Origin of the sequence: Reichenbachiella sp., from assembly GCF_039944555.1 — a bacterium.
Taxonomy (GTDB): Bacteria; Bacteroidota; Bacteroidia; order Cytophagales; family Cyclobacteriaceae; genus Reichenbachiella.
Map to the genome: position 1 here is coordinate 52,651 of NZ_JBDUYN010000014.1, position 22,605 is coordinate 75,255.

Below are 22,605 nucleotides of genomic sequence, written 5' to 3' on the forward strand. Positions count from 1 at the left end.
CTTAAGACCCTTGAAAACGACGATTCCTAATAATCTGATAAGAGAAATTAAAAAGGGGTGATTAAGGAAATCTAAGTTATCCATTTGTATGACAAATCAATTGTTTAATAGATTTGTACCTATGAAACCAGCATTTTTTTTATTCCTAGCACTTTTCTCATTCATTGCTTGCGATGATGACGCCAATCAGGTTACCAATTGTGTTACTGTCTCCTTAATTGATGAAGTAGATTTTATTAACTTGATATCTAATGTTCCGGAAAACGTATTGACCAAATTCATCGATTACCCAGACGAAAATGGAGCTTTGGGCAGAAATAAGGAGGGGTATATTCATGTAAGATCTCAAGTCGCAATGACTTATTTAGTAGAAGAGGCTATTCGAAGCGAAAATGAGGAGACGCTGGATGCTTACGTTCAAAACCTTAATTACTCTTTTTCTCGTCAGACTGAGGCTGGCGATTTTGAATTCGTGGCACCACCAGACGCACCTAACAACCAGGCACCACCCGCGACTCGACTAGCCAACGAAACGGCTATTTATGCCTATGGATTAGGAGCAAGTTTGCTATTGCTTGAGCAGTCAGAATGGTATAACCAGTTGGCAGACAATCATTCTGCCAAGATGTCTATTGCCGATTTGAACGAAGAGATAGACCTTTTACTGCAGTATCTGAAAACTAACATTGAGCTGCTCAGAGAAGGTGATGGAATGTCCCCGAGCCGATTGTTCTATGACGTGATAGCGATTTACTTGTTGGGTGGTTACTTACAAGATGAGGAAGGAGCCAAACTGTCTTTACCGATGTTGGAGAGAGTTTTTGCAGCGCATAACAGCACTGAAGGCTACTTCACAGAGGCTGGAGGATGGGATTCCAGTTATAATGGTGAATCTATCAAATTAGGTTTAGAGTTGTATGCACTTCTTTCAGGAGAAGAGCACGCCACAATTAGAACCAGGCTGATGGAGACTGTCACTTGTGCCGCCAATTGGCAGGCTGGCAGAATATCAGAAACAGGAGAAATATCTACAGAAGGAAACTCGCTTATTTACCCTGGAGGAGAGTCGATGGGAGGAATGGAAAAAAAAGTGGACGTTGAAAAAACGACCAGGGCCTTTTCATACATGAATTATTTGGCCAGCGATGAGAGTTATGCAGAGCTAAATAAGAAAATCTTAGAATTTTATTAGGACATCAGAAAATGAAATAAAAAGAGCCTAAGGAGATTCTATAATGGCTCTTTTCAGACCTTTTTGAATGACTATTCGCTTTCTCCTTCTTCGGTACTATCTGATTTATTAGTCATCAAGTGTATTATGAGTGCGGTGTAGTCACCGTAGTACTGTTGGAATACAATTTTTCCGTTCTCGTCAAAGTCGAATGATTCATATAACCTGAGTACGCCTGATTTTGCATTTGTTGAGTCAGTAGCCGGGATAGTTATTTTCCAGTCACCATAATATCTGACTGAGCCATCAGCCATTTTGGTATCGACATTAACACCAGGCAATAGAACAATGGGGTCTGTAACCAGTTCGAGATCAAATAGTGACCAGGACACGTTGTTCTCCGCGATGATATCCGAAAGGGTAAGAGAATCCGGAGAGCCAAAGCCGGTACCGCGAACTATTGCGTCTTTGGCATATAGAGCATCATAATCCAGACTTTCAGTTTGAATGCCTTCTAAATAAGTCATTACGGTTTGAGAATTTTTCTCAAATGCTTCGTTCACAGAATTGCCTTGTGGCGGCTGACATCCGACCATCGCAAGAAGCATACAAGCTATAGAATAGATCAATTTCATAAGATAGTTTATTGGTTTTTTTAGTTCTAAAGTTAGGTAATTATTCAATGATAGCTGTTTTGAAGGCTATTTGACAACATATATTGTCATCCGTATCATTTTTCGAATCAGGTGTCAATGAGCGCCGTTGGTCTTTTCAAATCAATATAAAAAGATCAATATGAAGAAGTTATTACTTTGCCTGTTCATTCCAGGAATGATAAGCACATCACTGTTTGCTCAGTCTATCAAAACTGACCGACTGGTATACGAATGGAGCAATATGAAAAACATGGTGGTCAATTCCGCCAAGGCCATGCCTGAAGAATATTACTCACAAGTACCAGCTGAGGGTTTAAGAAGTTTTGAAGACCAGATCAAGCATATCACGACTTCCAATCGATTCTTTGTAGGATACCTCGCCGGCGTCGATAATGAAAAAGCCAACGCCAATACCATGCAAAATGTAAAAGGCAAGGCAGCTGTAATAAAAGATCTGGAACAATCTTTCGATTTTGTAATCAAAACTCTACCAACAATAAAAGGCTATGATGAACAAATCGACATGTTTGGCCAAAAGCTCACACGTACCGAAGCGCTCATGCTAACGGAACATCATCTTCAGCGAGAGCAAGGAAAAATTACTATTTATATGCGATTGAAAGCAGTGGCTCCAGCCAAATCGACAAGTTGGCTGCTCTGATTAAAATGATTAACTAATTAACGGAGTAGAGTTTGAGAGTCGTCACTAGCGTGACGGCTTTTTTTATGCAAATGCCTGATTGATCTGCGCATAATAGCTTCGGCTCGATACAAAGCTCTTATCATTTTCCATAAGAAACTTAAAAGTATTGTTATTCAGGTATTGAAAACTCCGGACTAGATCTTTATTAATGATTAAGGATCGATGTATTCTCACAAACTGTTCCGGGGGAAGCTGCTGCTCAAGTAAGCTGAGTGAAGTTCTATAGAGTGTGGATTGAGTAGCCGTGTGTACTTGTACATAGACTGAGCTGGCCTCAAAACAGATGATGTCGTTTACGGCAATACTCTTGTGCAGGCCCCTTTCTTTAAACTCGAGTGTGGTGAGGTGCGGAGACTGGTTGGACTCAAAATCTTGGAAAAGTTGTTTGACCTTTAGATTCAAATCAGCTTGCGAATTCATCGCAATTCTTTCTTTAGCCCGCTCAAGTACCTGGGTAAAGCGATTTTTGTCAAACGGTTTAAGTAGATAGTCAAAAGCTTCTAATTCGAACGCTTCCACCGCATGATGATCGTATGCCGTGGTGAATATGACCATGCTTTTTTTGCCATTCAAAATTTTCGCCAGCGACAAGCCATCCATTCCGGGCATATGGATATCAAGAAAAATGACATCCGGGGTATGTTTGGTCATGTAGTCAAGTGCTTCACGGCCGTTCTTAAAATCACCGACTACCTCTACTTCGGGCTCATTTTTCAATAAGTCGTGAAGATACCTTCTGGCGTGTGGTTCATCATCAACCAGGATACAAGTCATTTTCATAGGGTAGATTTTTTTGGAATGAGTAATCGAACTGAAAATTCTTTTGAAGTTTGACATACGTCAAACTTGAATTGATCAGCATAAACCTGTTTCATTCGATGTTTTACATTGTTTAGCCCAATACCCATGGATGGTGCCGATGATTTGTCCTGATTTTGCGCAGGTACGGTATTAGTAATGATGATTTCCAATCCATCTTCCATATTTGCAGCGGACAATGTGATCTTACTATTTCCTTCAATCAAAGAAATGCCATGCTTAAAAGCATTTTCTACCAAGGGTTGCAGGAGCATGTTGGGTACGAGTTCTTGTTTGGCCTGATTGTCTGAATCGATCTGAATCGTCAATCGATCATGGAACCGTTCCAGCTCGATGTCCATGTAGTCTTTGAGATAAGCAAGTTCTTCTTCCAGTGTAATTAGATGTTTGCCTGATTGATCCAGATTCTTTCTGAGCAAATTACTAATCTTAATGGTCATGGATTTGGCTTTTTCATCATCATATCCAATTAATGAATGCAAGGCATGCAACGAATTGAAAAGGAAGTGCGGATTGAGCTGGGCTTTTAAAGCAGTCAGCTCAGATTGACTCAATTGCTTTTCAAGTTCGGACAGCTGAAGTTTACTCGCCGATAATGATTGAAAGTTTTCAATGACTTTCAGCAGACCCACTATAACCGCCACATCCACAGCCCTGCTGAGCATAGCTCGGAGATAAACCATCTGCATGTCCGCAACAAAATTATGCCAGGAATAACCTGAGATAAGGATGAGAGTAGCGTAGTATAGCAGATTTGACAATACGAAATGCAAGAATATAAGAGCCACTATCCTGAATACAAAAAATAAAATACCGGAAGGTCGGGGTGAATGATCAAATACGTCGACAAGGGCTCCATACAAGTAAGGGACGAGCAGTGCCCATATCAGATAATTGATAGTGAAAAGAATGATATGGTTAAGGTTGAGTGAAATATTCCCGTCATCCATTTTACTGGATTGAACCACTACTATCAGTGAAAAAATCAATGCAGTTGCATAAATCAGAAGCTGACCGATGGGCGGCCTTTTTGTGACAAACAGTTTGCTCATTATATCTAAGTTAGAGATTAATACGAAGACCCCTTATTTCGGATTCCTATTTGGGCCGACCAGCGTGTTTTATTGTGTTTCGCATCTGATTTTGCAATTCACATCAATTTCAGGACTGCTTTTTACTTCTGACCGTTTGCTCTGCAAATCAAAACAAACAACAATGATGAAAATCAAAACGCTATTACTCATTCTAACACTGACCGGCTCAACGCACTTGATGGCCGTCTCAGAGCCAGAGTATGCCACTGCTGAAACCCGTGAGGTAGTACTCAAGATGATAGAAGCACATGGCGGGCTGGAGAAGTGGAGGAACAGCAAGTCTTTTAGTTTTCAGAATATCATGTTCAGCTCTTCCTTAGGTGAAAGACCCTTTTGGATCAATGAAGTAACTGTAGACCCGAAGACACGTCGCGTTTATCAGAATTGGCTAAGCCATGATGCCACTATGGCTTCTGATGGAAATGAGACCTGGTCGGAAAATTGGAAAATTGGCAACGCACCTAAGTTTGAGGCCCTATTCTTTTATTATTTCCTCAATCTGCCTTGGCTGACGCAGGATTCAAATGTGACATTGAGCGAAGCAAAAAAAATCAAGCACGACTCCTTTGAAAATGAGGTGTATGTGATTGAGATGGGTTTTTCTGAAAAACCAGCAATGGGTAAAACAAAAAATGATACCTATAAGCTCTATATAGATGCCGAAAGTTATTTGCTGGTTGGTTATGAATACTCTATCGGCTATGGCTATATGCTGGACCTGTTTGGATTTCCTCCGGAGAAAAACCTGTTTGGCCCGATGTTTAGAATCAATGATTCATTTACAGCGATCGATGGGCTGATTTATCCCAATTTGATGCATACCGGTAATACCGATATGACTAAGGTCTATGGCAATCATGCCATAGTAAAGTACAGTCTGGATAATAAATTCGACAACTCAAGAATGAAAAAATCCAGTAATTCAATTGTAGACACGTCCAGTGATAAGCGAAAGAAAATTTGACCATACCATGACGAGATTACTAACATATGCAGTCGTTATTACGGCGCTATTGGCAGGGGCCTTCTACATAGGCAGAAGCGATCAATTGCCCGCCAAATATGATAATTCCGAAACTCAAAAACTTGTTCACGAGATGATAGCCGCACATGGCGGAATGCAAATCTGGAATGAGGCATCTACGATAAGTTATTCACACGATATGGTAGACCCCTCTCGCCCGGACGATCATTGGTATTCTGAAGAGGTGCATCTCCAGGGTAAGCGCTATTGCTATCAGGATTGGACGATTGACAGTGCTACCTTAGTAAACAACGGTGAAAAAATATGGACCACAGATTGGAAAAGAGGTAATCCACCAAGCATGATGGCAGGGATTTCATATTTTTTTATCAACATAGTTTGGATGACACAAGATGAAATCGCCAGGCTACAGATGAAATCCGATACCGTTGTATCCATAATAGAACCGGAAAAGACACTTCATCAGGTTCGACTGCAGTTTGTCGGTTCTTCACCACATGAATATTTTGACCTGATGATAGATGAAGACACCAAGATGTTGAGAGGGGTGAAGTATACTGTGGTACATCAGGATTTGTTTAAGGTTTTTGGAGTGCCTGAGGATACTAAGTTCCTGGGGCCATTGTTGAAAGTCTACAAATCTTATACGGATGTGGAAGGAATAAAAATGCCCACACGCTATGATACATATAAGCTGAGTGGAGAAAATTATGGCATTCATACGGTTAGCAATTATAGCCTCAGTCGACGTTTCGATTACAGGCGTTTGGCGCTGGAAGAAAATTCAGTCGTGTTCGACTGAAGATTTATGGTTTTAGAGTTCGGCGGCGGAGGAGTCTGCCGCCTTTTTTATATTTCCAGTGAAAATGATTGATATTGAATTGAAACATCATAGTTTATATATCCTGATTCTTCTTCTTTTTTTGCAGAGTTGCGTGCCTGATTCTGCTACAGAACAGAAGGTAATCGTTGTTCATGCAAGAGGCTTGTCCCATTCAAATCTGATGAACTATTTGGAAATTTCCGACCAAGAAGGGTTTCTACAGCGAGCACGTTCTAATGGTAAACTGCAAAAACTCGAACCAATTACCAATGCGGTGACCATATGTAACATAGCATCTTTTGAAACGGGAGTATTTCCAAGCAAGCACGGAATCGTTGGGCACAATTTCGGCAGATACGAGAATCAAAGGATAACGGTCCGAAGTGGTTTCGAGACCAGATTTGAGCAAGCCGCTTTTTGGGAAAAAGCAGATAAGAATGGCATGCGAGTATTAAACGTAGGCGCCCTAACCTTAAACGGAAAATATGAAACGCATGAAAATGTAGACTGCCTGGTGCAAGGAGAAAATAGGGCAGAGGGCCGATTCGTGTATCTTGTACCATCATTAGTCAAAAAAGACTCGCTAATCAATTATACAGAGACTGGGGAAGAGTCTATTGGTTTTCTCAGCAGCGCTACTCAAAAATTCAAGGTTTACAAAAGACCATCTGAACGTAGAACATTGTATGTTGAAAGTGATTCCGGAGTGCTGAACCGAATCCAAAAGGACGAATGGCTTGAATTGGTAAATAAATCAAGTGCTGGAAAAGAAGCTTTTCGTTTGAAATGGACGGAATCGCAGAGTGATAAGATCACCTTTTATGTCAGAGGGTCTTTCGTGAATCGAGGATATCCAAGCTCTTTTTTGGCTGAGGTAGACCAGGCGGTAGGCGCTTCGAAAGGTTGGCCAAATATTGTGGGTTACGCCATAGGTGAAATAACAGCCAGTACTTTGATAGAAGAGATTAATGATGAGCTGGATTACGTCATGGATGTGTTTGACTATGTAGCTAATAGGGAAACCTATGATCTGATCATGGTTGATTATCCGCTGATGGACCGATATGGTCATGCCTTTTGGAATACCATCATGTCCACCAACGAACTTCGGGATGAACTGGAGCTAGCCTATGATCGGATGAATGATGATTTCGATCAAATTAAGGAGTTTGCGGATGTAAATGATTACACGTTGATTATTGCCTCGGGTCATGGATTTTCACCAATTCAGAAAGCAGTTAATTTGGAGCATTTATTAACGCAGAATGAAATAATCACTGACGTAGAACAAATAGGGTGGGAGGCCAAAGGGATTGCCGGGAAGGTCTCCAGCCATATTTACATAAACCCTCAACTGACGACAAATGACAAGACAGATATCCTGGCCAAATTAATCGCTGTGTTTGAAAACTGTACTGATCCGAATTCAGGAATGCCAGTAGTGGATCAAATTTATTCAAAAGACGAATTAGGAAAAATCGGAATGGACCATCAAAATTCAGGTGACCTTTTTGTTATACTGAAGCCTGGTTACATATTCGAACGTAATGGTAAGGCAAATGACCCGCTATTCAGTCAGCCGTTCTTCAAAGGAGATCATGGCTATGGACTTGATCATGAAGATGCTTATGGGATGATCATTTCGGATCGACCTTGTGTTTCCTGCCAGACCACAGATATATCAAATCTGGTTTTGACCCACCTGGGACTGGAATCTAGTGAATAATTTCACTTGCGTTTTTTTGACTAAATCCATTAGCGTTATTTTAGCCAATATGAGCATCACGAAGTCAGCCCTATTACTAATTGATATTCAGGACGGCCTGGATGAACTGGACTACTACGGTGGCCAAAGAAATAATCCGGATGCCGAGGGCAATTGCAGAAAAATATTGGACTTGTTCAGAGCCAAAGCATGGCCCATTTTTCATATTCAGCACAATTCTACCAATGCTGATTCCCCATTGCATCCCAGCAAGCCAGGCAATCAGATCAAATCAATAGTTGCACCTCTCGCCAACGAGCCTGTTATTGGAAAGAGTGTCAATAGTGCTTTTATTGGAACAGATCTGAAAAACAGATTAGATGCTCAAAATATAACCGACCTGATTATTGTTGGACTTACGACCGAGCATTGCGTATCAACAACTGCTCGAATGGCTGCAAATATGGGTTATAAGGTAATTATTATTTCAGATGCAACAGCGGCTTTCAACAAGGTTGGAATAGACGGTGAGTCCTACGAGGCTGAGGTTATTCATCTTACCACATTGGCAACTCTAAAGGATGAATTCGCTGAGATCTTGGATACGCAAAGGCTATTAGAGAGGTAATACCTAATTAAATATCAGATGTTTTCCTTATAGGGAAAACTCATCTTCGATATTATCTATGAAATCTGTAATGTATTTTTTACTGCTGTCTTCAGATCGATAAACCAAATAATGCTTTCTTTTTAGACCTAATCGCCCGAGTGATTTAAAAACCAAAGTTTCTGGTAGTTTGAAGGATTTTAGAGCCCATTTGGGAAAGCAGCTAATGCCCATGTTAGCCTGAACTAATTCCAACGCAACTTCTGTCAGCGGAATGGCAGTGATTTTTACAGGTTCGACTTTGTGAGGTTTTAGAAACAATTGATAAACCGAAACAGTCTCCAGCGGAAAAGAATGAATAATCAAATGTTGATTTAGAAGATCCATGCCTTCCAAAAATGGCTTTGTCGCTAGCTCATGCTCTCGATGCATAACTGCGAATATCTCGTCCTCGAACAGTTCAATCGTTTCTAATTGATCATTTTCCGGTCTCGCCGTCACAATAGAAATATCCAATTCGTTGGACAATAATTTGGAAACAGGGTGATGTGTTGCCTCAACTACCATTCGAATATCGATCTGAGGGTATAGTAATGCCATTTTCTGAATAAACTCAGGCAGACCATGATAGAAAGTATAGCACTCAGTGCTGATACGAATCGTACCCTGTGAGCCTGCTCTAATGTCTTTGATTTTAATCAGGCGATCTTCTATCTCTTTCAGCACGGATTGCGATAATTTGTACAACTCCTTACCTTCTTCGGTGAGCTTCCAATTATTGCGAGCACGAATAAAGATCTTAAAACCGAGACGCTCCTCAATTTCTTTCAGCTGATGACTCAGTGCAGATTGGGTTAGAAACAGTCTGTCCGCAGAATTTGAAATATTCCCTTCTTCGGCAATAGTTTGAATCAGTTTCAGATATTTGATTTCCATAGAGGCTAAGTAAATAAATAGTAAAGACAATTGACTTGAAATAAATTCAACTAAGACTGCTGTATTATTCAACTATGAAAAATTAACGACCGGTAATATTAGAATTGATTTGTAGAAACAAAATTAGAATTATCATGAATGATCAAATCAAGTACTATCAGAAAAAATTGAGTTTTGAATGGGATTCGGCTGACCTTTTTGAAAAATTAGAAGAGACTGCCCATGTGGTAATTGTGGATACTCGTAAAGAGTTTGCCTATGAAACGGAACATATTCCAGGGGCGATCAATTTACCACACAGAAAGATGGATGCGTCAAGTATTTCTGGATTGGACAAAGAAGCTATTTACGTCTGCTATTGTGACGGCATTGGTTGCAACGGGTCTACAAAAGGTTCTTTAAAAATGACACAATTAGGTTTCAAGGTGAGGGAGCTCATTGGGGGGCTGGACTGGTGGAAACGTGATGGATACTCCACTGAAGGAAGCCAGGCGATAGCTGGCACCGAAATACAATGCGCCTGTTGAATAACAAACTAGCAGATAAAGTATTTTATGAATGCTTTATCTGCTTATTTACTCTAATTTAAATTACCGCATATGATTACATGTTTTTTGAAATACACAATTGACCCACAAAAGATCAGTGAGTTCGAAACTTACGGAAAAATGTGGATTGACCTTGTAAACAAGTACGGAGGGTTACATCATGGCTATTTACTTCCACATGAAGGGGCTAATAACATTGGGTATGCCTCCTTTTCGTTTCCTGCATTGGCTGACTATGAGGTATACAGGAATCGTATGGTTTCCAGTCCGGATTGTAAGAAAGCCTTGGAATATGCGGTGCAGACCAAGTGCATAATCAGTTATGAAAGAAGTTTTATGAAACCGGTCTTTTCAGGTAATAAGGATAAAGCAAAACTGCCGGTATAAATGAATGAAAAAACAAATTATCTCGCAAGACCAGTAAAGCTGGCGGACATGAATCAGCTAATTCAACTTTGTGCTGATCATGCATCATATGAGGATGCAGGTTATTCTAAAGGTGGCAAAGCCAAAGAACTTTCTGAATACTTATTCTCTAACGATTCACCTGTTAAGTGCTTGGTTGTTTCTGATGAAAAGAATCTTATGGGATATACAACTTTTATGAAACAATTCTCAACCTGGGACGCCAGGCATTACATTTATATGGATTGTCTCTACCTGAGTCCTGACGCCCGTAATCAAGGACTTGGAAAAAAACTCATCGAATGTATAGTTGAATATGCTCATAATGAACGTTGTACTGAAATTCAATGGCAAACGCCAACTTCAAATACTAGGGCAATCAAATTTTACAAACAAAATGGGGCCGACTCGAAGTCAAAAGTGAGATTTTTTCTTCAAGTGTAGTGGACGGTCAAGCGGAGAACTCAGCATTCTTTTTTTTCAAACTCACAAAAAAAGTACTTCCTTTTCCTTTTTCTGATTCCAGCCACAATTCCCCTCCAAGATCAGTCACATATTTTTTCACAATAGACAGGCCTAGTCCTGTAGAAGTTTCATCCCCTGTAGGTCGAGCGCTCAATTTTTGAAACCTATTGAATATCAATGCCTTGTCTTCTTCCGTAAAGCCTGGCCCTTGGTCCGTCACGCAGATATTAATCTGTTCATTTTTTTCGAGTGCTTCCATTGTAATAGTGCTACCAGAGGGGGAGAATTTCACCGCATTGGATAGTAAATTTTCTAGTATCAAAAAAAGTAGCATGTGGTCTGTTTCTAAATGAAGTATATGGTCAGGAAGCCCAACCTCAATAGAAATGGTCTTATTCATCGCTTGCGGTTGATATCGTGTGACCAAATCAAGAACGATTTGGTTCACATTTACCTTCTCATTAAGAATGCTATTTTGATTTCTTTCTAACGAACCAACGTCAAGGATTTTTATAATCATTTGATTCATTTGATTTGCCGCCTCACTGATTTTTTCCAGGTAGCCATTATCGCTGGCTTCGGGACTCGATTGACTGTCTTTCAAAAGGCCAGATAGACCCAGAATATTGCTGAGCGGAGACCGGAGGTCATGCGCCAGGATACTAACCAAATTGTTTTTGTCTTCATTCAGTGCTAGCAATTGAGCGTTACGATTCATCAACTGTTCGTTCTTTTGTTTGATATCTATTTCATGAGACTCAATCTGATTTTTTTGTTCAATGATTAATTCTGTCTTTTTCTTATTCTTTTGGAAGAAATAGATGATGCAAAACAAGAAAATCAATGTAAGAGAGATCCCAATTACCAGAATTCGTTTGTAGGTCTTTTCCTTTTGAAATTTAAGGTTGGCGTTCTTAATGAGTTCGAGCTGTATCTCTTTTTCCTTGGTAAGTATATACGTGCTTAACTGCTCTCGATCATAGGAGCCGTCGATAAAGAGATATAATTCTTCTCCAAGATACTTAGCGATAATTCCATCGATTCGAGCCTTGTAATCCTGATCGGCAAGAAACTGATTGAAAGGGACGTACCAGTCACTGGAAGACGGCATGATAAAACCATAGCCAGCCCCTCTGACAGTAAAGAAATTTTGACGAATAAGATCTCTTCCTTCTTTAATCCACATTAAATAAATTGGTAAATCTATAAAACCAAACATTTTATCATTTTGACTGATATGACTCAATACATTGTCATCACTGTCGATGTATGAGATTTCAAAATCGACATTGACCTGGTCCTTCATTTTTAGCAAAAGCGTTTCATATACTGTGCCTTTGATAGTGATGGCTTGCATGCCTTGTAGCATCTGATGAATCTCATCAAAATTACGAATAATAGGAGTGCCCTGGCTCGAGACCAATACAGTTATATCAGCTAAGTAGGTATCCGAAAAGTTTACATACCGCTGTCTCTCTTTGGTTTTTGAAAAGGCGGACGAACCAAATACATTTTTAACCGGTGAATTTTTGACATTGTCGAGAATCAGATGAAAATCATCTTCTTCGATCCAGTTAAGGCCAAGCTCTACTTGGTACTTTTGCTTCACATATTCACCAAACGCCTCAACGATTTCATACTCAATGCCTATCAGGTTGCCCTTAGTATCATATTGAATGAAGGGTTTGGAAGTATGCCAGCGTAGATCGAGGCTGGCTTTTTTCTTTTCCAGTGCCTGCTGCCATGAATCACACCTCGCGCTTAGGGGAGTTAGGATACAAAAAGACAAAATGAATAAAGAAAAGCGCATACATTAAATATGAGAAAATATCCTGGCTTTCGCAATATCGCCAAGAGCAATGTTCTTAAATGCATTGCGATTGGAGACGTATGCATACGGTCTTATTGCAATTTCTTGTACCTGATGCGCTTCGGCTCAACGTTGCCTTGACGTTTAACACGATTTTCTTCATAAGCTGAAAATGGACCATCAAAGAAGTACACTTGACTATCTCCCTCAAATGCCAAAGTGTGCGTGCAAACACGATCCAAAAACCAGCGATCGTGACTGATGATTACAGCACAGCCTGCAAAATTTTCAAGTGCCTCTTCCAGCGCTCTGAGTGTATTTACGTCCAGATCATTGGTTGGCTCATCAAGTAGTAGCAAATTGGCACCTTGTTTCAAGGTCATGGCCAGATGTACACGGTTTCTTTCTCCACCAGAAAGAGCGCTTACCTTCTTTCCCTGGTCAGATCCACCAAAGTTGAATTTGCTCACATAGGCACGGGAATTCATTTGTTTGCCACCTAATTCAATCAGCTCATTACCCTCAGAAATGACCTCCCAAACCGTTTTGTTAGGGTCGAGGTCGTCATGTTCTTGATCCACATAGGCAATCTGCACAGTAGAGCCAATATCGAATGTCCCACTATCCGGCTTTTCCTTTTCAGTAATCATGTTAAACAAAGTGGTCTTACCTGCGCCGTTGGGACCTACGATCCCCACGATTCCGGCCTGAGGTAAGGAAAAGGTTAGGTTTTCATAAAGTAGTTTGTCTCCAAATGCCTTTGAGACACCTTCCACTTCAATCACCTTGTCACCCAAACGGGGTCCGGGCGGAATGTATAATTCTAATTTGCTTTCTCTTTCTGAAGCATCCTGTCCGGCAAGCTTGTCGTAGGCGGAAAGTCTGGCTTTCCCTTTGGCCTGTCTTCCCTTAGGAGTCATGCGTACCCATTCTAACTCTCTTTCAAGCGTCTTTTGTCTTTTAGACTCCGTTTTTTCCTCTTGAGCGAGTCGTTTTTGTTTTTGATCTAGCCAGGACGAATAATTGCCCTTCCAGGGGATACCCTCACCACGATCCAATTCAAGGATCCAACCAGCTACGTTGTCAAGAAAATACCTGTCGTGAGTGACAGCTATTACTGTTCCTTTGTACTGATTAAGGTGTTGTTCAAGCCATAGAACAGATTCAGCATCCAGATGGTTTGTAGGCTCATCAAGCAGCAAGACATCTGGTTCTTGAAGTAGTAGGCGACACAGTGCTACTCTTCTTTTTTCACCTCCTGATAAATTTTCAATCTTAGCCTCTCCGGGAGGTGTGCGGAGTGCATCCATCGCACGTTCCAGTCTGCTATCCAATTCCCACGCATTAGCGGCATCCAATTTCTCTTGTACAACAGCCTGATCCTGAATGAGTTTATCCATGGCGTCAGGATTGTCAAGTACTTCAGGATCAGCAAACTTGGCGTTGATGTCTTCAAACTGTTGTAACAGATCTACAATTTCCTGTGCGCCTTCTTCTACAACCTGTTTTACAGTTTTGCTTGGATCCAACTGAGGTTCCTGTTCAAGGAGTCCAACGCTATATTCTTTAGAGGAGACAACCTCACCTTGATATTCCTGGTCTAATCCAGCGATAATTCTCAACAGCGACGACTTTCCTGAACCATTCAATCCCAGCACACCGATTTTGGCACCATAAAAAAAGGAGAGATAGATGTTCTTGAGTACTTGTTTTTGAGGAGGATAAATCTTGTTTACCCCAGCCATTGAAAAGATGATTTTTTCGTCGCTCATAGGTTGTAATTTTTCCGACAAATATGCTAAAAATATTCTGTCTTTGGCCTGATTTTGTAAATTTGCAGCCGATTTATTAAAGAAAAGGCAATCGCCAGATATTGTGAAAATACCGTACGGACACGTTGAAAATAATGTACTCTTCCGGTCAGCTTTTGGCCAGGAAGAAGCGCTCAAACTGAAAGAAATAGCCGAAGAAGAAATCGCTGATGTCGTGTCCTTCTTTACCAAGAAGTTTGATAAACTGAGGCTCAAATTGGATGAGATCGAAAATAAGATCAATACCGAGAATAATAAGGGCTCATTCCTATCAAGCCTTGAGAATATTAGAGATGCAATTCCTACTCATGCCGGCCTGGGCGATTACCAGATTTTATTGGACCGGATCAAATCTTTGGAATCACTTTTGAACGACTATGTCCAGAAGAACAGAGCCAAGAACACCGAAATCAAAAGTGCGCTGCTGTTGGAACTTGACGCTATTCTGGCTAATAATGATCAAGAGGAGGCCTTTGAGCAAATAAAGGATTTGAAATTACGATGGCTTAAGACAGGGAGCCCAGAGCAGGCCGTCAGAGCAGAATTGGAAGCCAAGTTTAAAACTGGTGTGGATGGTTTCTTTGAAAAAAGAAATGCCTTTAATGAAGATAAGAAGATGCTGGTGAATGCCAGACTCGAAGAATATCGATCTATTATTGAAGAGATTAAATCTTTTATTGCCAATAATGAATTACAAAGCAGTTCAGATCGGGTAAAGGAATTACAAAAACAGTGGAAGGAGATTGGCAGAATTCCTGAGGATGATTTTAAATCTATCAATGACAAATACTGGAAGGTAACCCAGGATTATTTCAATAAACAAAAAAAACAGAGAAACGCGGATCGTAAAAACAAGGCGATAGGAGCAAAGGAAAATCTAAAGGCCAAATCTGAGATTTTAGAAGAATTGAAGAATTTGGTGGCCAATGGATTCGAGAATGACAGTAAGGCCTTTGAGGAGTTAAAAACCAAATGGAAAAATAGCGGACACGTTTCAAAAAAATCTCACCCTGAAGTTCATGAGTCCTTCATGCGATTATCTCGTGAGTGGCAGGAACGTCAATTTATTTTGAGTTTGACTCATAAGAAAAACAAAGGCTTTGCAAAAAAGCAAAAGAAGGACCAGTTCAAAGATTTGTTGAGAGTAGTAAGAGATTTGCTGCACAGAGACGAAAGTGAATTGAAGTCGTTTAGAGAGAACATGGACAAAATGCATATCAATAAAGGATCATTTGTGGATATGCTTGAAGAAAAACTGTCTGCACAGCAAGAAAAAGTGACCCTTAAAAAAAATCTTCTGAAAGAATGTCAGGAGAAAATAAAACAACTCTGATGTTTGCTTCGTTAGGTTTTTCAAAAAAAATATAAGAATCCTTGAAAAGATCAGTTGTATTTTTTTTTGATACGAATTATATTCAGTTAAAATAAATCTTGAGATAAGCCAATCAATAGTTTGATTATTGAATGAAAAATTTATTTTTGCACGATTATATAAAACACCGGAATTAAAGGAAGTAATTATGTATTGGACATTAGAATTAGCATCATATTTGGAGGACGCGCCTTGGCCCGCTTCAAAAGATGAATTGATCGATTATTCCATTCGGTCAGGAGCTCCTTTGGAAGTGGTTGAGAACCTTCAAGAGCTAGAAGACGATGGACATCCTTTTGAAACTATTGAAGAAATTTGGCCGGATTATCCTACGAAAGAGGATTTCTTCTTTAATGAGGACGAGTACTAGCTACTCGATACCCATACCCAGCGAACAATAAAAGACTGTGCCTGGCATTCTATGAATGGTCAGGCATTTTTGTTTCGGAGTTCTAATATTTTTTCAGCAACTACCAGATCTTCTGGAGTAGTAATTTTGATATTATCATACCTACCCTCGACCAACACCACTTTTACTCCCGAAGCCTCCGCCACCGTGGCATCATCAGTAAATAAATTAGATTTACTTGCGGCAAACGCCTTTTTTATTAGTTGTACATCAAAGGTCTGGGGCGTCTGAACGGCATAAAACTTACTACGGTCAACTGATTTGTTTTGTCCGTTGACCATTTGTCTAATGGAGTCTTTTACCTGTACCGCCGCAATGCCACTTCCGCTTTTTTGAGCCTCATCTACCGTACGGTGAATTACATCTGAGGTGACTAAAGGCCTGGCGCCGTCGTGAATGGCAACAATTCCATTGCCGTTAATTTGGTCAAGTCCATTTTTTACTGAATCATATCTGGTAGCGCCTCCCTCAGCTATACGATGTGGGGTGTCGAACTGATGTTTAGCGATCAATGCCTTCCAGGTGTTTACATGATCAGAAGGTAATACCAAAATAATTTCTATGTTCAGATCACAGTTATAGAATGCATCCAGGGTGTGCATCAATATCGGGACACCGGTCAATTCCAAAAATTGTTTTGGTTGATGACTTTGCATTCTGTTTCCTGACCCACCTGCTACTATAACAGCATAATATTTCATGTAGGCAATAATAGGTGATTCTATAAAACAAAAAAACTCCGAAGTAGCGCTCCGGAGTTTCATGTTTTAATTCCTTATTTAACTAGATGATCAACATGGCATCGCCATAGCTAAAGAATCTGTACTTCTCTTTGATTGCGACTTGATAAGCCTCCATAACTAGATCGAATCCCCCGAATGCCGCAGCATTCATTAAAAGGGTTGACTCTGGTAAATGGAAGTTGGTTACCAAAGATTTCACAATTTTGAAATCATAGGGAGGAAAGATAAATTTATCGGTCCAGCCCTCATTAGCTTTCAACCTACCATTAGCAGATACTGAAGACTCCAGTGCTCTCAATACAGTGGTTCCGATAGCACAAACCTTTTTCTTATCATCAAGAACTTTGTTTACAAGAGAAGCAGTGTCTTCAGGAACGATGTAATTCTCTGAATCCATTTTGTGTTTAGTAAGATCCTCTACATCTACAGGTCTAAAAGTGCCAAGGCCAAGGTGTAATGTAATAGCTCTGGTGTCAACACCTTGCAATTCCAGTCTTTTCAACATTTGCTTGGTGAAATGTATACCAGCCGTAGGGGCTGCAACAGCACCAACTTTATCTGCGTATATAGTCTGAAATCTCTCTCTGTCTTCTGGTTCAGTCTTTCGTGCAATTTCTTTAGGAAGAGGAGTTTCACCCAATTCATCTATAGACTTGTAAAACTCTTCGTCTGTACCGTCAAACAAGAATCTGATGGTTCTACCTCTTGAAGTAGTATTATCAATAACTTCGGCAACTAAATCTCCTTCTCCGAAGTATAGCTTGTTTCCAACTCTAATTTTCCTAGCCGGGTCAACAAGTACGTCCCAAAGGTGTAGTTCTTTATTGAGTTCTCTCAATAAGAAAACCTCTATTTTGGCTCCAGTCTTTTCTTTATTACCATAAAGCCTTGCAGGAAAAACCTTAGTATCATTTAAAATAACACTGTCCCCCTCTCCAAAATAACCGATTAAATCTTTGAATACTTTATGCTCAATCTCCCCTGTGTCCTTGTGTATTACCATCAGGCGTGATTCATCTCTATTTTCTGTGGGATAGAGCGCCAGAAGTCCTGGAGGGAGGTCAAATTTGAATTCTGATAATTTCATCTGTCTATAATTTGTTTTTTAACGGTCATATGGAACCACCATAGCTACAATCATGCATTTTTGAGTGTGATCATCGTAAATGTTGGTTTCATCTGTTTGTAATTTTTTTAATCATTACATAAAACAGGCCGACACCGTTATCGCTGAGCGAGTGATCGGTAGTGCTCATGGCTTGCTTCATCTAAATGTATTTTTTGGAATGGGTTGTGAATTGAATAATTGGCCGAAAAAAGAAAAGATAAAATATTCAATTGCATTCATGTAATAAAAGTAACGATTGTGTGACCAATACGTCAAAATAAGAGGGCAAAAGTAGTAAATTGTTCTGATAAATATTGATTGCAAATAAATTAATTATAAGATGTTGATATTACGGTTGGTCTGGGAGAGTTTTCGATTTGCCTTCAATGCATTGAGAATGAACCTAATGAGGACCGTACTCTCTTTTTTAGGCGTTACCATTGGTATTTTTGCTATCATCTCTGTCCTTACCCTGGTTGATTCTCTTCAGAGAAGTATTAATAATAGTTTAAATTTTCTCGGCGCCGATAATATCATTCTTCAAAAGTGGCCTTACCAGTTTGGAGGAAGTACTTATCCCTGGTGGAAGTATTACCAGCGTCCATATCCGGATTATGAGGAGTTTAAATATCTGCAGGCTAATTTAGTCAATCATGACGGGCTGGCTATTTATGCCTACAAGACGAACGTTACGGCCAAAATAGAGAGTAACAGTAGCTCCGGTCTCAATATGATTGGTGTTTCTCACGGTTATAAGGATATCAATGACCTGCAGCTTCAGTCAGGGCGATATTTTAGCATTCAGGAAACTGAAAATGCAAGTAATGTAGCTCTTATTGGACAAAGAGCTGCCTTGGATCTATTTCCATTTCAAACACCTGTTGGAAAAATCATAAAAGTAAGAGGAGCCAAATTTATGGTCATTGGAGTGATAGAGGAAGAAGGTGAGGCACTTTTGGATACACCCAGCAATGATGACAATATTCTAATCCCATATAAGACGCTAAGCAAGTTCTATTTAGTAAGTAAGTATAGGGGACTAGGCTCTGCTATTAATATAAAAGGAATGGAGGATGACCCGGGGCAAGAAAGATTGGAGGGAGAGCTGGCCGGAATGATGCGAAAAAAAAGAGGGCTGAAACCTAAAGAAGAAAACAACTTTGCCATGAATCGACCTGAAGCTTTCGCAACCTTTTTGGGTCAGATGTTTGCCGTTCTCAATTTGGCTGGATGGATTATTGGTAGTTTTTCTATTTTGGTAGGAGGATTTGGCATCGCCAATATCATGTTTGTCTCAGTTAGGGAGCGCACAAATATTATTGGGATTCAAAAATCGCTTGGCGCTAAAAATAACTTCATTCTTTATCAATTCCTGTTTGAATCTATTTTTTTGAGTCTTTTTGGTGGAGGTTTTGGAATTCTTCTTGTTTACCTGTTGACCTTTGTTGACTTGGGATCCCTGGAGCTTATTATGAGTCTGAAAAATATCGTGATAGGTCTTTCCGTGTCTGGAGTGATAGGGGTGATCTCAGGAATTGTGCCGGCAGGACTAGCCGCAAGAATGGATCCCGTAATTGCAATAAGATCATAAAAAAAGGACTCTTTCAAGAGTCCTTTTGAAATTTTCCAGGATTTTATGAAATCTTTTAATATTAAATAGCTGATTTCAATAATTAATTTTTCCCGTGAGTCTAGTGTTTAGTTTTCTGCAGCAACACTATCGACTGCTTCAGTAGCAACACTATCAGCTGCATCTACAGCAGTGCTATCCATAGCAGGTGCTTCTTCAGTAGCTTCCATTTCAGTAGCTTCTACAGCTGCTTCTTCTGCTGCTGCTTCCTCTCCTGTCGAGGAGCCTTGAGAGCCGCAACCGACAACAAATAAAAAGCTCATTGCCGCAGCAATCAAACTAAGGTTTCTTAAAAATTTCATAAATACGAATTGGTTTAGTGAAACTTGAAGCTAGAACGATAATTTTACTTAAACAAATAATTTTGTTAATGATTGTTAACGGTTTGACTCAAGTATAAGTGAATCAGGTGGTTACAAGCTAGTCGTTGAATTGGTTCATCGTTCGTTGAATCCCTATTGTGCAAAATGAAAGTGCCATTTCGCAGGCTTTGTCGATTGGTAAAAGCAAATGGTCCATCTGCTCTTTTGAGAATTGACTTAAGACGTAATCTACCTGCTGGCCCTTGTGGAAGTCGTTACCGATACCAAATTTGAGTCGAGCATAATTGTTGCCTCCGGTCTGTGCGTCAATATCCTTCAGTCCGTTATGTCCGGCATTGTTTCCCTTGGCGCGCATGCGTAAGCTGCCGTGGGGAAGGGCAATATCGTCCGTGATTACCAATACATTCTCTTTGCTGATTTTCAAATCCTGCATCCAGTAGTTTACTGCCTTGCCACTTAGGTTCATGTAAGTGGTGGGCTTGATCAGATGAATAGTTCTCCCTTTAAATTTGAATTCGCATTTGTTAGCGAGTTTGGTGTGCTCAAATTTGGCGTTGTGCTCTTCCGCCATACGATCCAAAACTAAAAAACCAATGTTGTGGCGAGTAAGCTCATATTCTACACCAATGTTGCCAAGTCCGACGATTAGGAATTTCATATACCAGTTTTATATGAGAAAATTAATACTTAAATAGTCAAAAAAAAATCCTGCTCTGTGAGCAGGATTTTAATATAAGTTTTATTGAATGCTTATTCGGCTGCTGGTGCTGCTGCTTCTTCACCTTCAGCTGCTTCTTCAGTTCCTTCTTCAGTTCCTTCTTCAGCTTCCAATTCTTCATCTGTTTTACCTCTAAGAGCTCTAGGTACCTCTACTACAGCGATAGATGCCTGTGGAGTATCTTGAATTTCGAAGTTATCAGTAATTACGTCATGAACTTTGATTGCCTTACCAAAGTCAAGTGCGGTAATATCCAAATCAATATGCTCAGGCATATTTTTAGGAAGCGCCTTGATGGTCAATGATCTTCTCTTGTGAATCAAGGTACCACCGTTAGATACACCTTTAGATACACCTGTCAAGTGAACTGGAATTTCCATTTTGATAGATTTACCAGTAAACCACTGCAAGAAGTCTACGTGCATGATCATCTCACTTACCGGGTGAAACTGAATGTCCTGCATGATACAGTCGAATTCTTCACCTTCTACATTGATTTTCACAAAGTGAGCCTCAGACGTATAAACCAATTCTCTAAAAAGAATAGCTGGAGCATGAAAATGCACCTGGTTTTCACCACCGTATATTACACACGGAACCATGCCTTCGGCACGAAGATTCTTAGCATCGATTTTGCCGAGATTTGCTCTTTTATACCCTATAATCTCTATAGTTTTCATAATACTTTATATATGTTATTGAATAAATAATGAACTAATTGATTCGTGGTCGTGAATCTTTCTGATTGCTTTCGCAAACAGTTCAGACATACTCGCCACTTTTATTTTTGAGGATTCTCCCTCATTTATTTTGATGCTATCTGTTACTACCAATTCATCTAATTTGGACTTGTCTACATTTTCGTAAGCATTTCCTGAAAGAATAGGATGAGTACAAAAGGCTCTGACAGAGATAGCTCCTTTTTCTATCAAAAGGTTGGCTGCCTTTGTCAAAGTACCGGCTGTATCAATGATATCATCCACAAGGATTACGTTCTTACCTTCCACATCACCAATTACTTGCATGGAAGCAATTTCATTGGCTCTTTTTCGATGTTTATCACAAACTACCATCTCAGCTTCAAAGAACTTAGCAAACTCTCTTACTCTTTTGGTACTTCCTACATCTGGTGCAGCAAATATTAAGTTGTCAAGGTTGAGTTTTTTGATATAAGGAACAAAAATGGATGCACTAACCAGATGATCAACCGGAATGTCGAAAAACCCTTGAATCTGATCGGCATGTAAATCACAGGTCATCAAACGATCTGCACCAGCGGCTTGCAATACATTGGCCATTAATTTAGCCGCAATTGAAACCCTTGGTTTGTCTTTTCTGTCCTGACGAGCATATCCATAATAAGGGACTACGCAGGTGACGGACTTAGCACTGGCTCTTTTAGCGGCATCTATCATGAGCATCAGCTCAATTAAACTATCCGAAGGGCCCGTGGACTGAATGATAAATACGTCGCAACCTCGTACGGTTTCATTATAACTAAACGACAATTCTCCATCGCTGAATTTTTTGGAGGTAGAATTCCCTAATGGCTTCCCATAACTGTTAGCAATTTTTGTGGCTAACTCTTTGGATCCATTTCCTGCAAAAATCTTGACTGCGGACATTTTTTGTCGTTTTCGTAAATAAAAAAATCCTGGCGATTGCCAGGATTTTTAGTTGTCCGACTAGGGCTCGAACCTAGACTCTTCTGGACCAAAACCAGACGTGTTGCCAGTTACACCATCGGACAATCTTGACACCCAT

24 protein-coding genes and 1 tRNA gene are annotated in these 22,605 nt (G+C 40.0%); 12 read left to right on the forward strand and 13 right to left on the reverse strand.

The features are described 5' to 3' along the window. Nucleotides 1–121 precede the first annotated feature (121 nt). Entirely contained in the window at nt 122–1,192 is a 1,071-nt protein-coding gene (locus tag ABJD64_RS21185) for a hypothetical protein (RefSeq protein WP_348176335.1), read from the forward strand. A gap of 71 nt (nt 1,193–1,263) precedes the next feature. Here the strand turns inward: ABJD64_RS21185 and ABJD64_RS21190 are convergent, their stop codons facing one another. Further along, on the reverse strand, nt 1,264–1,806 hold the full coding sequence (locus ABJD64_RS21190; RefSeq protein ID WP_348176338.1) for a hypothetical protein: 543 nt from the start codon (nt 1,804–1,806) through the stop codon (nt 1,264–1,266). Between the two features lie 160 nt (nt 1,807–1,966). Between ABJD64_RS21190 and ABJD64_RS21195 the strand changes: the two genes are divergently transcribed. Continuing rightward, on the forward strand, nt 1,967–2,488 hold the full coding sequence (locus ABJD64_RS21195) for a DinB family protein (RefSeq protein WP_348176341.1): 522 nt from the start codon (nt 1,967–1,969) through the stop codon (nt 2,486–2,488). A 63-nt stretch (nt 2,489–2,551) separates the two neighbouring features. On the opposite strand, the gene ABJD64_RS21200 is transcribed toward ABJD64_RS21195, so the two are convergent. After that, nucleotides 2,552–3,310, reverse strand: a complete 759-nt coding sequence (locus ABJD64_RS21200; protein WP_348176343.1) for a response regulator transcription factor — start codon at nt 3,308–3,310, stop codon at nt 2,552–2,554. Next, on the reverse strand, nt 3,307–4,401 hold the full coding sequence (locus ABJD64_RS21205) for a histidine kinase (RefSeq protein WP_348176345.1): 1,095 nt from the start codon (nt 4,399–4,401) through the stop codon (nt 3,307–3,309). The genes ABJD64_RS21200 and ABJD64_RS21205 overlap by 4 nt, the downstream gene beginning before the upstream one ends. A 163-nt stretch (nt 4,402–4,564) precedes the next feature. Here ABJD64_RS21205 and ABJD64_RS21210 point away from each other — a divergent pair, with 163 nt between their 5' ends. The 4 genes from ABJD64_RS21210 (at nt 4,565) to ABJD64_RS21225 (ending at nt 8,584) form a co-directional block, all read left to right on the forward strand. Beyond that, nucleotides 4,565–5,407 (forward strand): hypothetical protein, encoded by an 843-nt coding sequence (locus ABJD64_RS21210; protein ID WP_348176348.1) that lies wholly within the window; start codon nt 4,565–4,567, stop codon nt 5,405–5,407. A 7-nt stretch (nt 5,408–5,414) separates the two neighbouring features. Further along, nucleotides 5,415–6,230 carry a hypothetical protein gene (locus tag ABJD64_RS21215; protein WP_348176351.1) on the forward strand — a complete coding sequence of 272 codons (816 nt, stop codon included), beginning with the start codon at nt 5,415–5,417 and terminating at the stop codon, nt 6,228–6,230. Nucleotides 6,231–6,294: 64 nt separating this feature from the next. Next, nucleotides 6,295–7,977, forward strand: a complete 1,683-nt coding sequence (locus ABJD64_RS21220) for an alkaline phosphatase family protein (RefSeq protein WP_348176353.1) — start codon at nt 6,295–6,297, stop codon at nt 7,975–7,977. Nucleotides 7,978–8,026: 49 nt separating this feature from the next. Then, nucleotides 8,027–8,584, forward strand: a complete 558-nt coding sequence (locus tag ABJD64_RS21225) for a cysteine hydrolase family protein (RefSeq protein WP_348176355.1) — start codon at nt 8,027–8,029, stop codon at nt 8,582–8,584. A gap of 27 nt (nt 8,585–8,611) precedes the next feature. Here the strand turns inward: ABJD64_RS21225 and ABJD64_RS21230 are convergent, their stop codons facing one another. Further along, nucleotides 8,612–9,499, reverse strand: coding sequence for a LysR family transcriptional regulator (locus ABJD64_RS21230; RefSeq protein ID WP_348176358.1), 888 nt, complete (start codon nt 9,497–9,499; stop codon nt 8,612–8,614). A gap of 134 nt (nt 9,500–9,633) precedes the next feature. Here ABJD64_RS21230 and ABJD64_RS21235 point away from each other — a divergent pair, with 134 nt between their 5' ends. The 3 genes from ABJD64_RS21235 (at nt 9,634) to ABJD64_RS21245 (ending at nt 10,896) form a co-directional block, all read left to right on the forward strand. Continuing rightward, the gene (locus ABJD64_RS21235) at nt 9,634–10,026 is read left to right on the forward strand and encodes a rhodanese-like domain-containing protein (RefSeq protein WP_348176361.1); all 393 of its coding nucleotides are present in this window, start codon (nt 9,634–9,636) and stop codon (nt 10,024–10,026) included. Nucleotides 10,027–10,098: 72 nt separating this feature from the next. Continuing rightward, nucleotides 10,099–10,434: an NIPSNAP family protein gene (locus tag ABJD64_RS21240; protein WP_348176364.1), complete on the forward strand. Its 336-nt coding sequence runs from the start codon at nt 10,099–10,101 to the stop codon at nt 10,432–10,434. Continuing rightward, on the forward strand, nt 10,435–10,896 hold the full coding sequence (locus ABJD64_RS21245; RefSeq protein WP_348176367.1) for a GNAT family N-acetyltransferase: 462 nt from the start codon (nt 10,435–10,437) through the stop codon (nt 10,894–10,896). A 7-nt stretch (nt 10,897–10,903) separates the two neighbouring features. Here ABJD64_RS21245 and ABJD64_RS21250 read toward each other — a convergent pair whose 3' ends face one another. Next, a complete protein-coding gene (locus tag ABJD64_RS21250) occupies nt 10,904–12,727 on the reverse strand; it encodes an ATP-binding protein (RefSeq protein WP_348176370.1) in 1,824 nt (607 codons plus the stop codon). A gap of 92 nt (nt 12,728–12,819) precedes the next feature. Then, nucleotides 12,820–14,499 carry an energy-dependent translational throttle protein EttA gene (gene ettA / locus ABJD64_RS21255; protein WP_348176373.1) on the reverse strand — a complete coding sequence of 560 codons (1,680 nt, stop codon included), beginning with the start codon at nt 14,497–14,499 and terminating at the stop codon, nt 12,820–12,822. Between the two features lie 103 nt (nt 14,500–14,602). Here ettA and ABJD64_RS21260 point away from each other — a divergent pair, with 103 nt between their 5' ends. Together ABJD64_RS21260 and ABJD64_RS21265 are read left to right on the forward strand one after the other, a co-directional pair. Beyond that, on the forward strand, nt 14,603–15,871 hold the full coding sequence (locus tag ABJD64_RS21260; protein WP_348176375.1) for a DUF349 domain-containing protein: 1,269 nt from the start codon (nt 14,603–14,605) through the stop codon (nt 15,869–15,871). Nucleotides 15,872–16,058: 187 nt separating this feature from the next. Beyond that, nucleotides 16,059–16,280 (forward strand): DUF2795 domain-containing protein, encoded by a 222-nt coding sequence (locus ABJD64_RS21265; protein WP_084371582.1) that lies wholly within the window; start codon nt 16,059–16,061, stop codon nt 16,278–16,280. Nucleotides 16,281–16,339: 59 nt separating this feature from the next. On the opposite strand, the gene ABJD64_RS21270 is transcribed toward ABJD64_RS21265, so the two are convergent. Both ABJD64_RS21270 and queA read right to left on the reverse strand, forming a co-directional pair. Continuing rightward, nucleotides 16,340–17,083: a 2-C-methyl-D-erythritol 4-phosphate cytidylyltransferase gene (locus tag ABJD64_RS21270; protein ID WP_348176378.1), complete on the reverse strand. Its 744-nt coding sequence runs from the start codon at nt 17,081–17,083 to the stop codon at nt 16,340–16,342. A gap of 19 nt (nt 17,084–17,102) precedes the next feature. Further along, on the reverse strand, nt 17,103–18,149 hold the full coding sequence (gene queA / locus ABJD64_RS21275) for a tRNA preQ1(34) S-adenosylmethionine ribosyltransferase-isomerase QueA (protein ID WP_348176380.1): 1,047 nt from the start codon (nt 18,147–18,149) through the stop codon (nt 17,103–17,105). A 361-nt stretch (nt 18,150–18,510) separates the two neighbouring features. Here queA and ABJD64_RS21280 point away from each other — a divergent pair, with 361 nt between their 5' ends. Next, on the forward strand, nt 18,511–19,761 hold the full coding sequence (locus tag ABJD64_RS21280; protein ID WP_348176383.1) for an ABC transporter permease: 1,251 nt from the start codon (nt 18,511–18,513) through the stop codon (nt 19,759–19,761). Between the two features lie 107 nt (nt 19,762–19,868). Here the strand turns inward: ABJD64_RS21280 and ABJD64_RS21285 are convergent, their stop codons facing one another. The 5 genes from ABJD64_RS21285 to ABJD64_RS21305 form a co-directional block, all read right to left on the reverse strand. After that, nucleotides 19,869–20,102, reverse strand: a complete 234-nt coding sequence (locus tag ABJD64_RS21285) for a hypothetical protein (protein ID WP_348176386.1) — start codon at nt 20,100–20,102, stop codon at nt 19,869–19,871. 118 nt (nt 20,103–20,220) lie between these two features. Continuing rightward, on the reverse strand, nt 20,221–20,781 hold the full coding sequence (pth, locus tag ABJD64_RS21290) for an aminoacyl-tRNA hydrolase (RefSeq protein ID WP_348176390.1): 561 nt from the start codon (nt 20,779–20,781) through the stop codon (nt 20,221–20,223). 92 nt (nt 20,782–20,873) lie between these two features. Continuing rightward, nucleotides 20,874–21,521 carry a 50S ribosomal protein L25/general stress protein Ctc gene (locus ABJD64_RS21295; RefSeq protein WP_348176393.1) on the reverse strand — a complete coding sequence of 216 codons (648 nt, stop codon included), beginning with the start codon at nt 21,519–21,521 and terminating at the stop codon, nt 20,874–20,876. Between the two features lie 15 nt (nt 21,522–21,536). Further along, nucleotides 21,537–22,466: a ribose-phosphate pyrophosphokinase gene (locus tag ABJD64_RS21300; protein ID WP_348176396.1), complete on the reverse strand. Its 930-nt coding sequence runs from the start codon at nt 22,464–22,466 to the stop codon at nt 21,537–21,539. Nucleotides 22,467–22,518: 52 nt separating this feature from the next. After that, nucleotides 22,519–22,591 (reverse strand) — tRNA-Gln (locus ABJD64_RS21305). Between the last annotated feature and the right edge of the window lie 14 nt (nt 22,592–22,605).

Excerpts from the sequence above, each read along its gene's own strand:
- ABJD64_RS21185 (WP_348176335.1), top strand. The coding sequence starts at position 122 with ATGAAACCAGCATTTTTTTTATTCCTAGCACTTTTCTCATTCATTGCT.
- ABJD64_RS21190 (WP_348176338.1), bottom strand. The coding sequence starts at position 1,806 with ATGAAATTGATCTATTCTATAGCTTGTATGCTTCTTGCGATGGTCGGA.
- ABJD64_RS21195 (WP_348176341.1), top strand. The coding sequence starts at position 1,967 with ATGAAGAAGTTATTACTTTGCCTGTTCATTCCAGGAATGATAAGCACA.
- ABJD64_RS21200 (WP_348176343.1), bottom strand. The coding sequence starts at position 3,310 with ATGAAAATGACTTGTATCCTGGTTGATGATGAACCACACGCCAGAAGG.
- ABJD64_RS21205 (WP_348176345.1), bottom strand. The coding sequence starts at position 4,401 with ATGAGCAAACTGTTTGTCACAAAAAGGCCGCCCATCGGTCAGCTTCTG.
- ABJD64_RS21210 (WP_348176348.1), top strand. The coding sequence starts at position 4,565 with ATGATGAAAATCAAAACGCTATTACTCATTCTAACACTGACCGGCTCA.
- ABJD64_RS21215 (WP_348176351.1), top strand. The coding sequence starts at position 5,415 with ATGACGAGATTACTAACATATGCAGTCGTTATTACGGCGCTATTGGCA.
- ABJD64_RS21220 (WP_348176353.1), top strand. The coding sequence starts at position 6,295 with ATGATTGATATTGAATTGAAACATCATAGTTTATATATCCTGATTCTT.
- ABJD64_RS21225 (WP_348176355.1), top strand. The coding sequence starts at position 8,027 with ATGAGCATCACGAAGTCAGCCCTATTACTAATTGATATTCAGGACGGC.
- ABJD64_RS21230 (WP_348176358.1), bottom strand. The coding sequence starts at position 9,499 with ATGGAAATCAAATATCTGAAACTGATTCAAACTATTGCCGAAGAAGGG.
- ABJD64_RS21235 (WP_348176361.1), top strand. The coding sequence starts at position 9,634 with ATGAATGATCAAATCAAGTACTATCAGAAAAAATTGAGTTTTGAATGG.
- ABJD64_RS21240 (WP_348176364.1), top strand. The coding sequence starts at position 10,099 with ATGATTACATGTTTTTTGAAATACACAATTGACCCACAAAAGATCAGT.
- ABJD64_RS21245 (WP_348176367.1), top strand. The coding sequence starts at position 10,435 with ATGAATGAAAAAACAAATTATCTCGCAAGACCAGTAAAGCTGGCGGAC.
- ABJD64_RS21250 (WP_348176370.1), bottom strand. The coding sequence starts at position 12,727 with ATGCGCTTTTCTTTATTCATTTTGTCTTTTTGTATCCTAACTCCCCTA.
- ettA (WP_348176373.1), bottom strand. The coding sequence starts at position 14,499 with ATGAGCGACGAAAAAATCATCTTTTCAATGGCTGGGGTAAACAAGATT.
- ABJD64_RS21265 (WP_084371582.1), top strand. The coding sequence starts at position 16,059 with ATGTATTGGACATTAGAATTAGCATCATATTTGGAGGACGCGCCTTGG.
- ABJD64_RS21270 (WP_348176378.1), bottom strand. The coding sequence starts at position 17,083 with ATGAAACTCCGGAGCGCTACTTCGGAGTTTTTTTGTTTTATAGAATCA.
- queA (WP_348176380.1), bottom strand. The coding sequence starts at position 18,149 with ATGAAATTATCAGAATTCAAATTTGACCTCCCTCCAGGACTTCTGGCG.
- ABJD64_RS21280 (WP_348176383.1), top strand. The coding sequence starts at position 18,511 with ATGTTGATATTACGGTTGGTCTGGGAGAGTTTTCGATTTGCCTTCAAT.
- ABJD64_RS21285 (WP_348176386.1), bottom strand. The coding sequence starts at position 20,102 with ATGAAATTTTTAAGAAACCTTAGTTTGATTGCTGCGGCAATGAGCTTT.
- pth (WP_348176390.1), bottom strand. The coding sequence starts at position 20,781 with ATGAAATTCCTAATCGTCGGACTTGGCAACATTGGTGTAGAATATGAG.
- ABJD64_RS21295 (WP_348176393.1), bottom strand. The coding sequence starts at position 21,521 with ATGAAAACTATAGAGATTATAGGGTATAAAAGAGCAAATCTCGGCAAA.
- ABJD64_RS21300 (WP_348176396.1), bottom strand. The coding sequence starts at position 22,466 with ATGTCCGCAGTCAAGATTTTTGCAGGAAATGGATCCAAAGAGTTAGCC.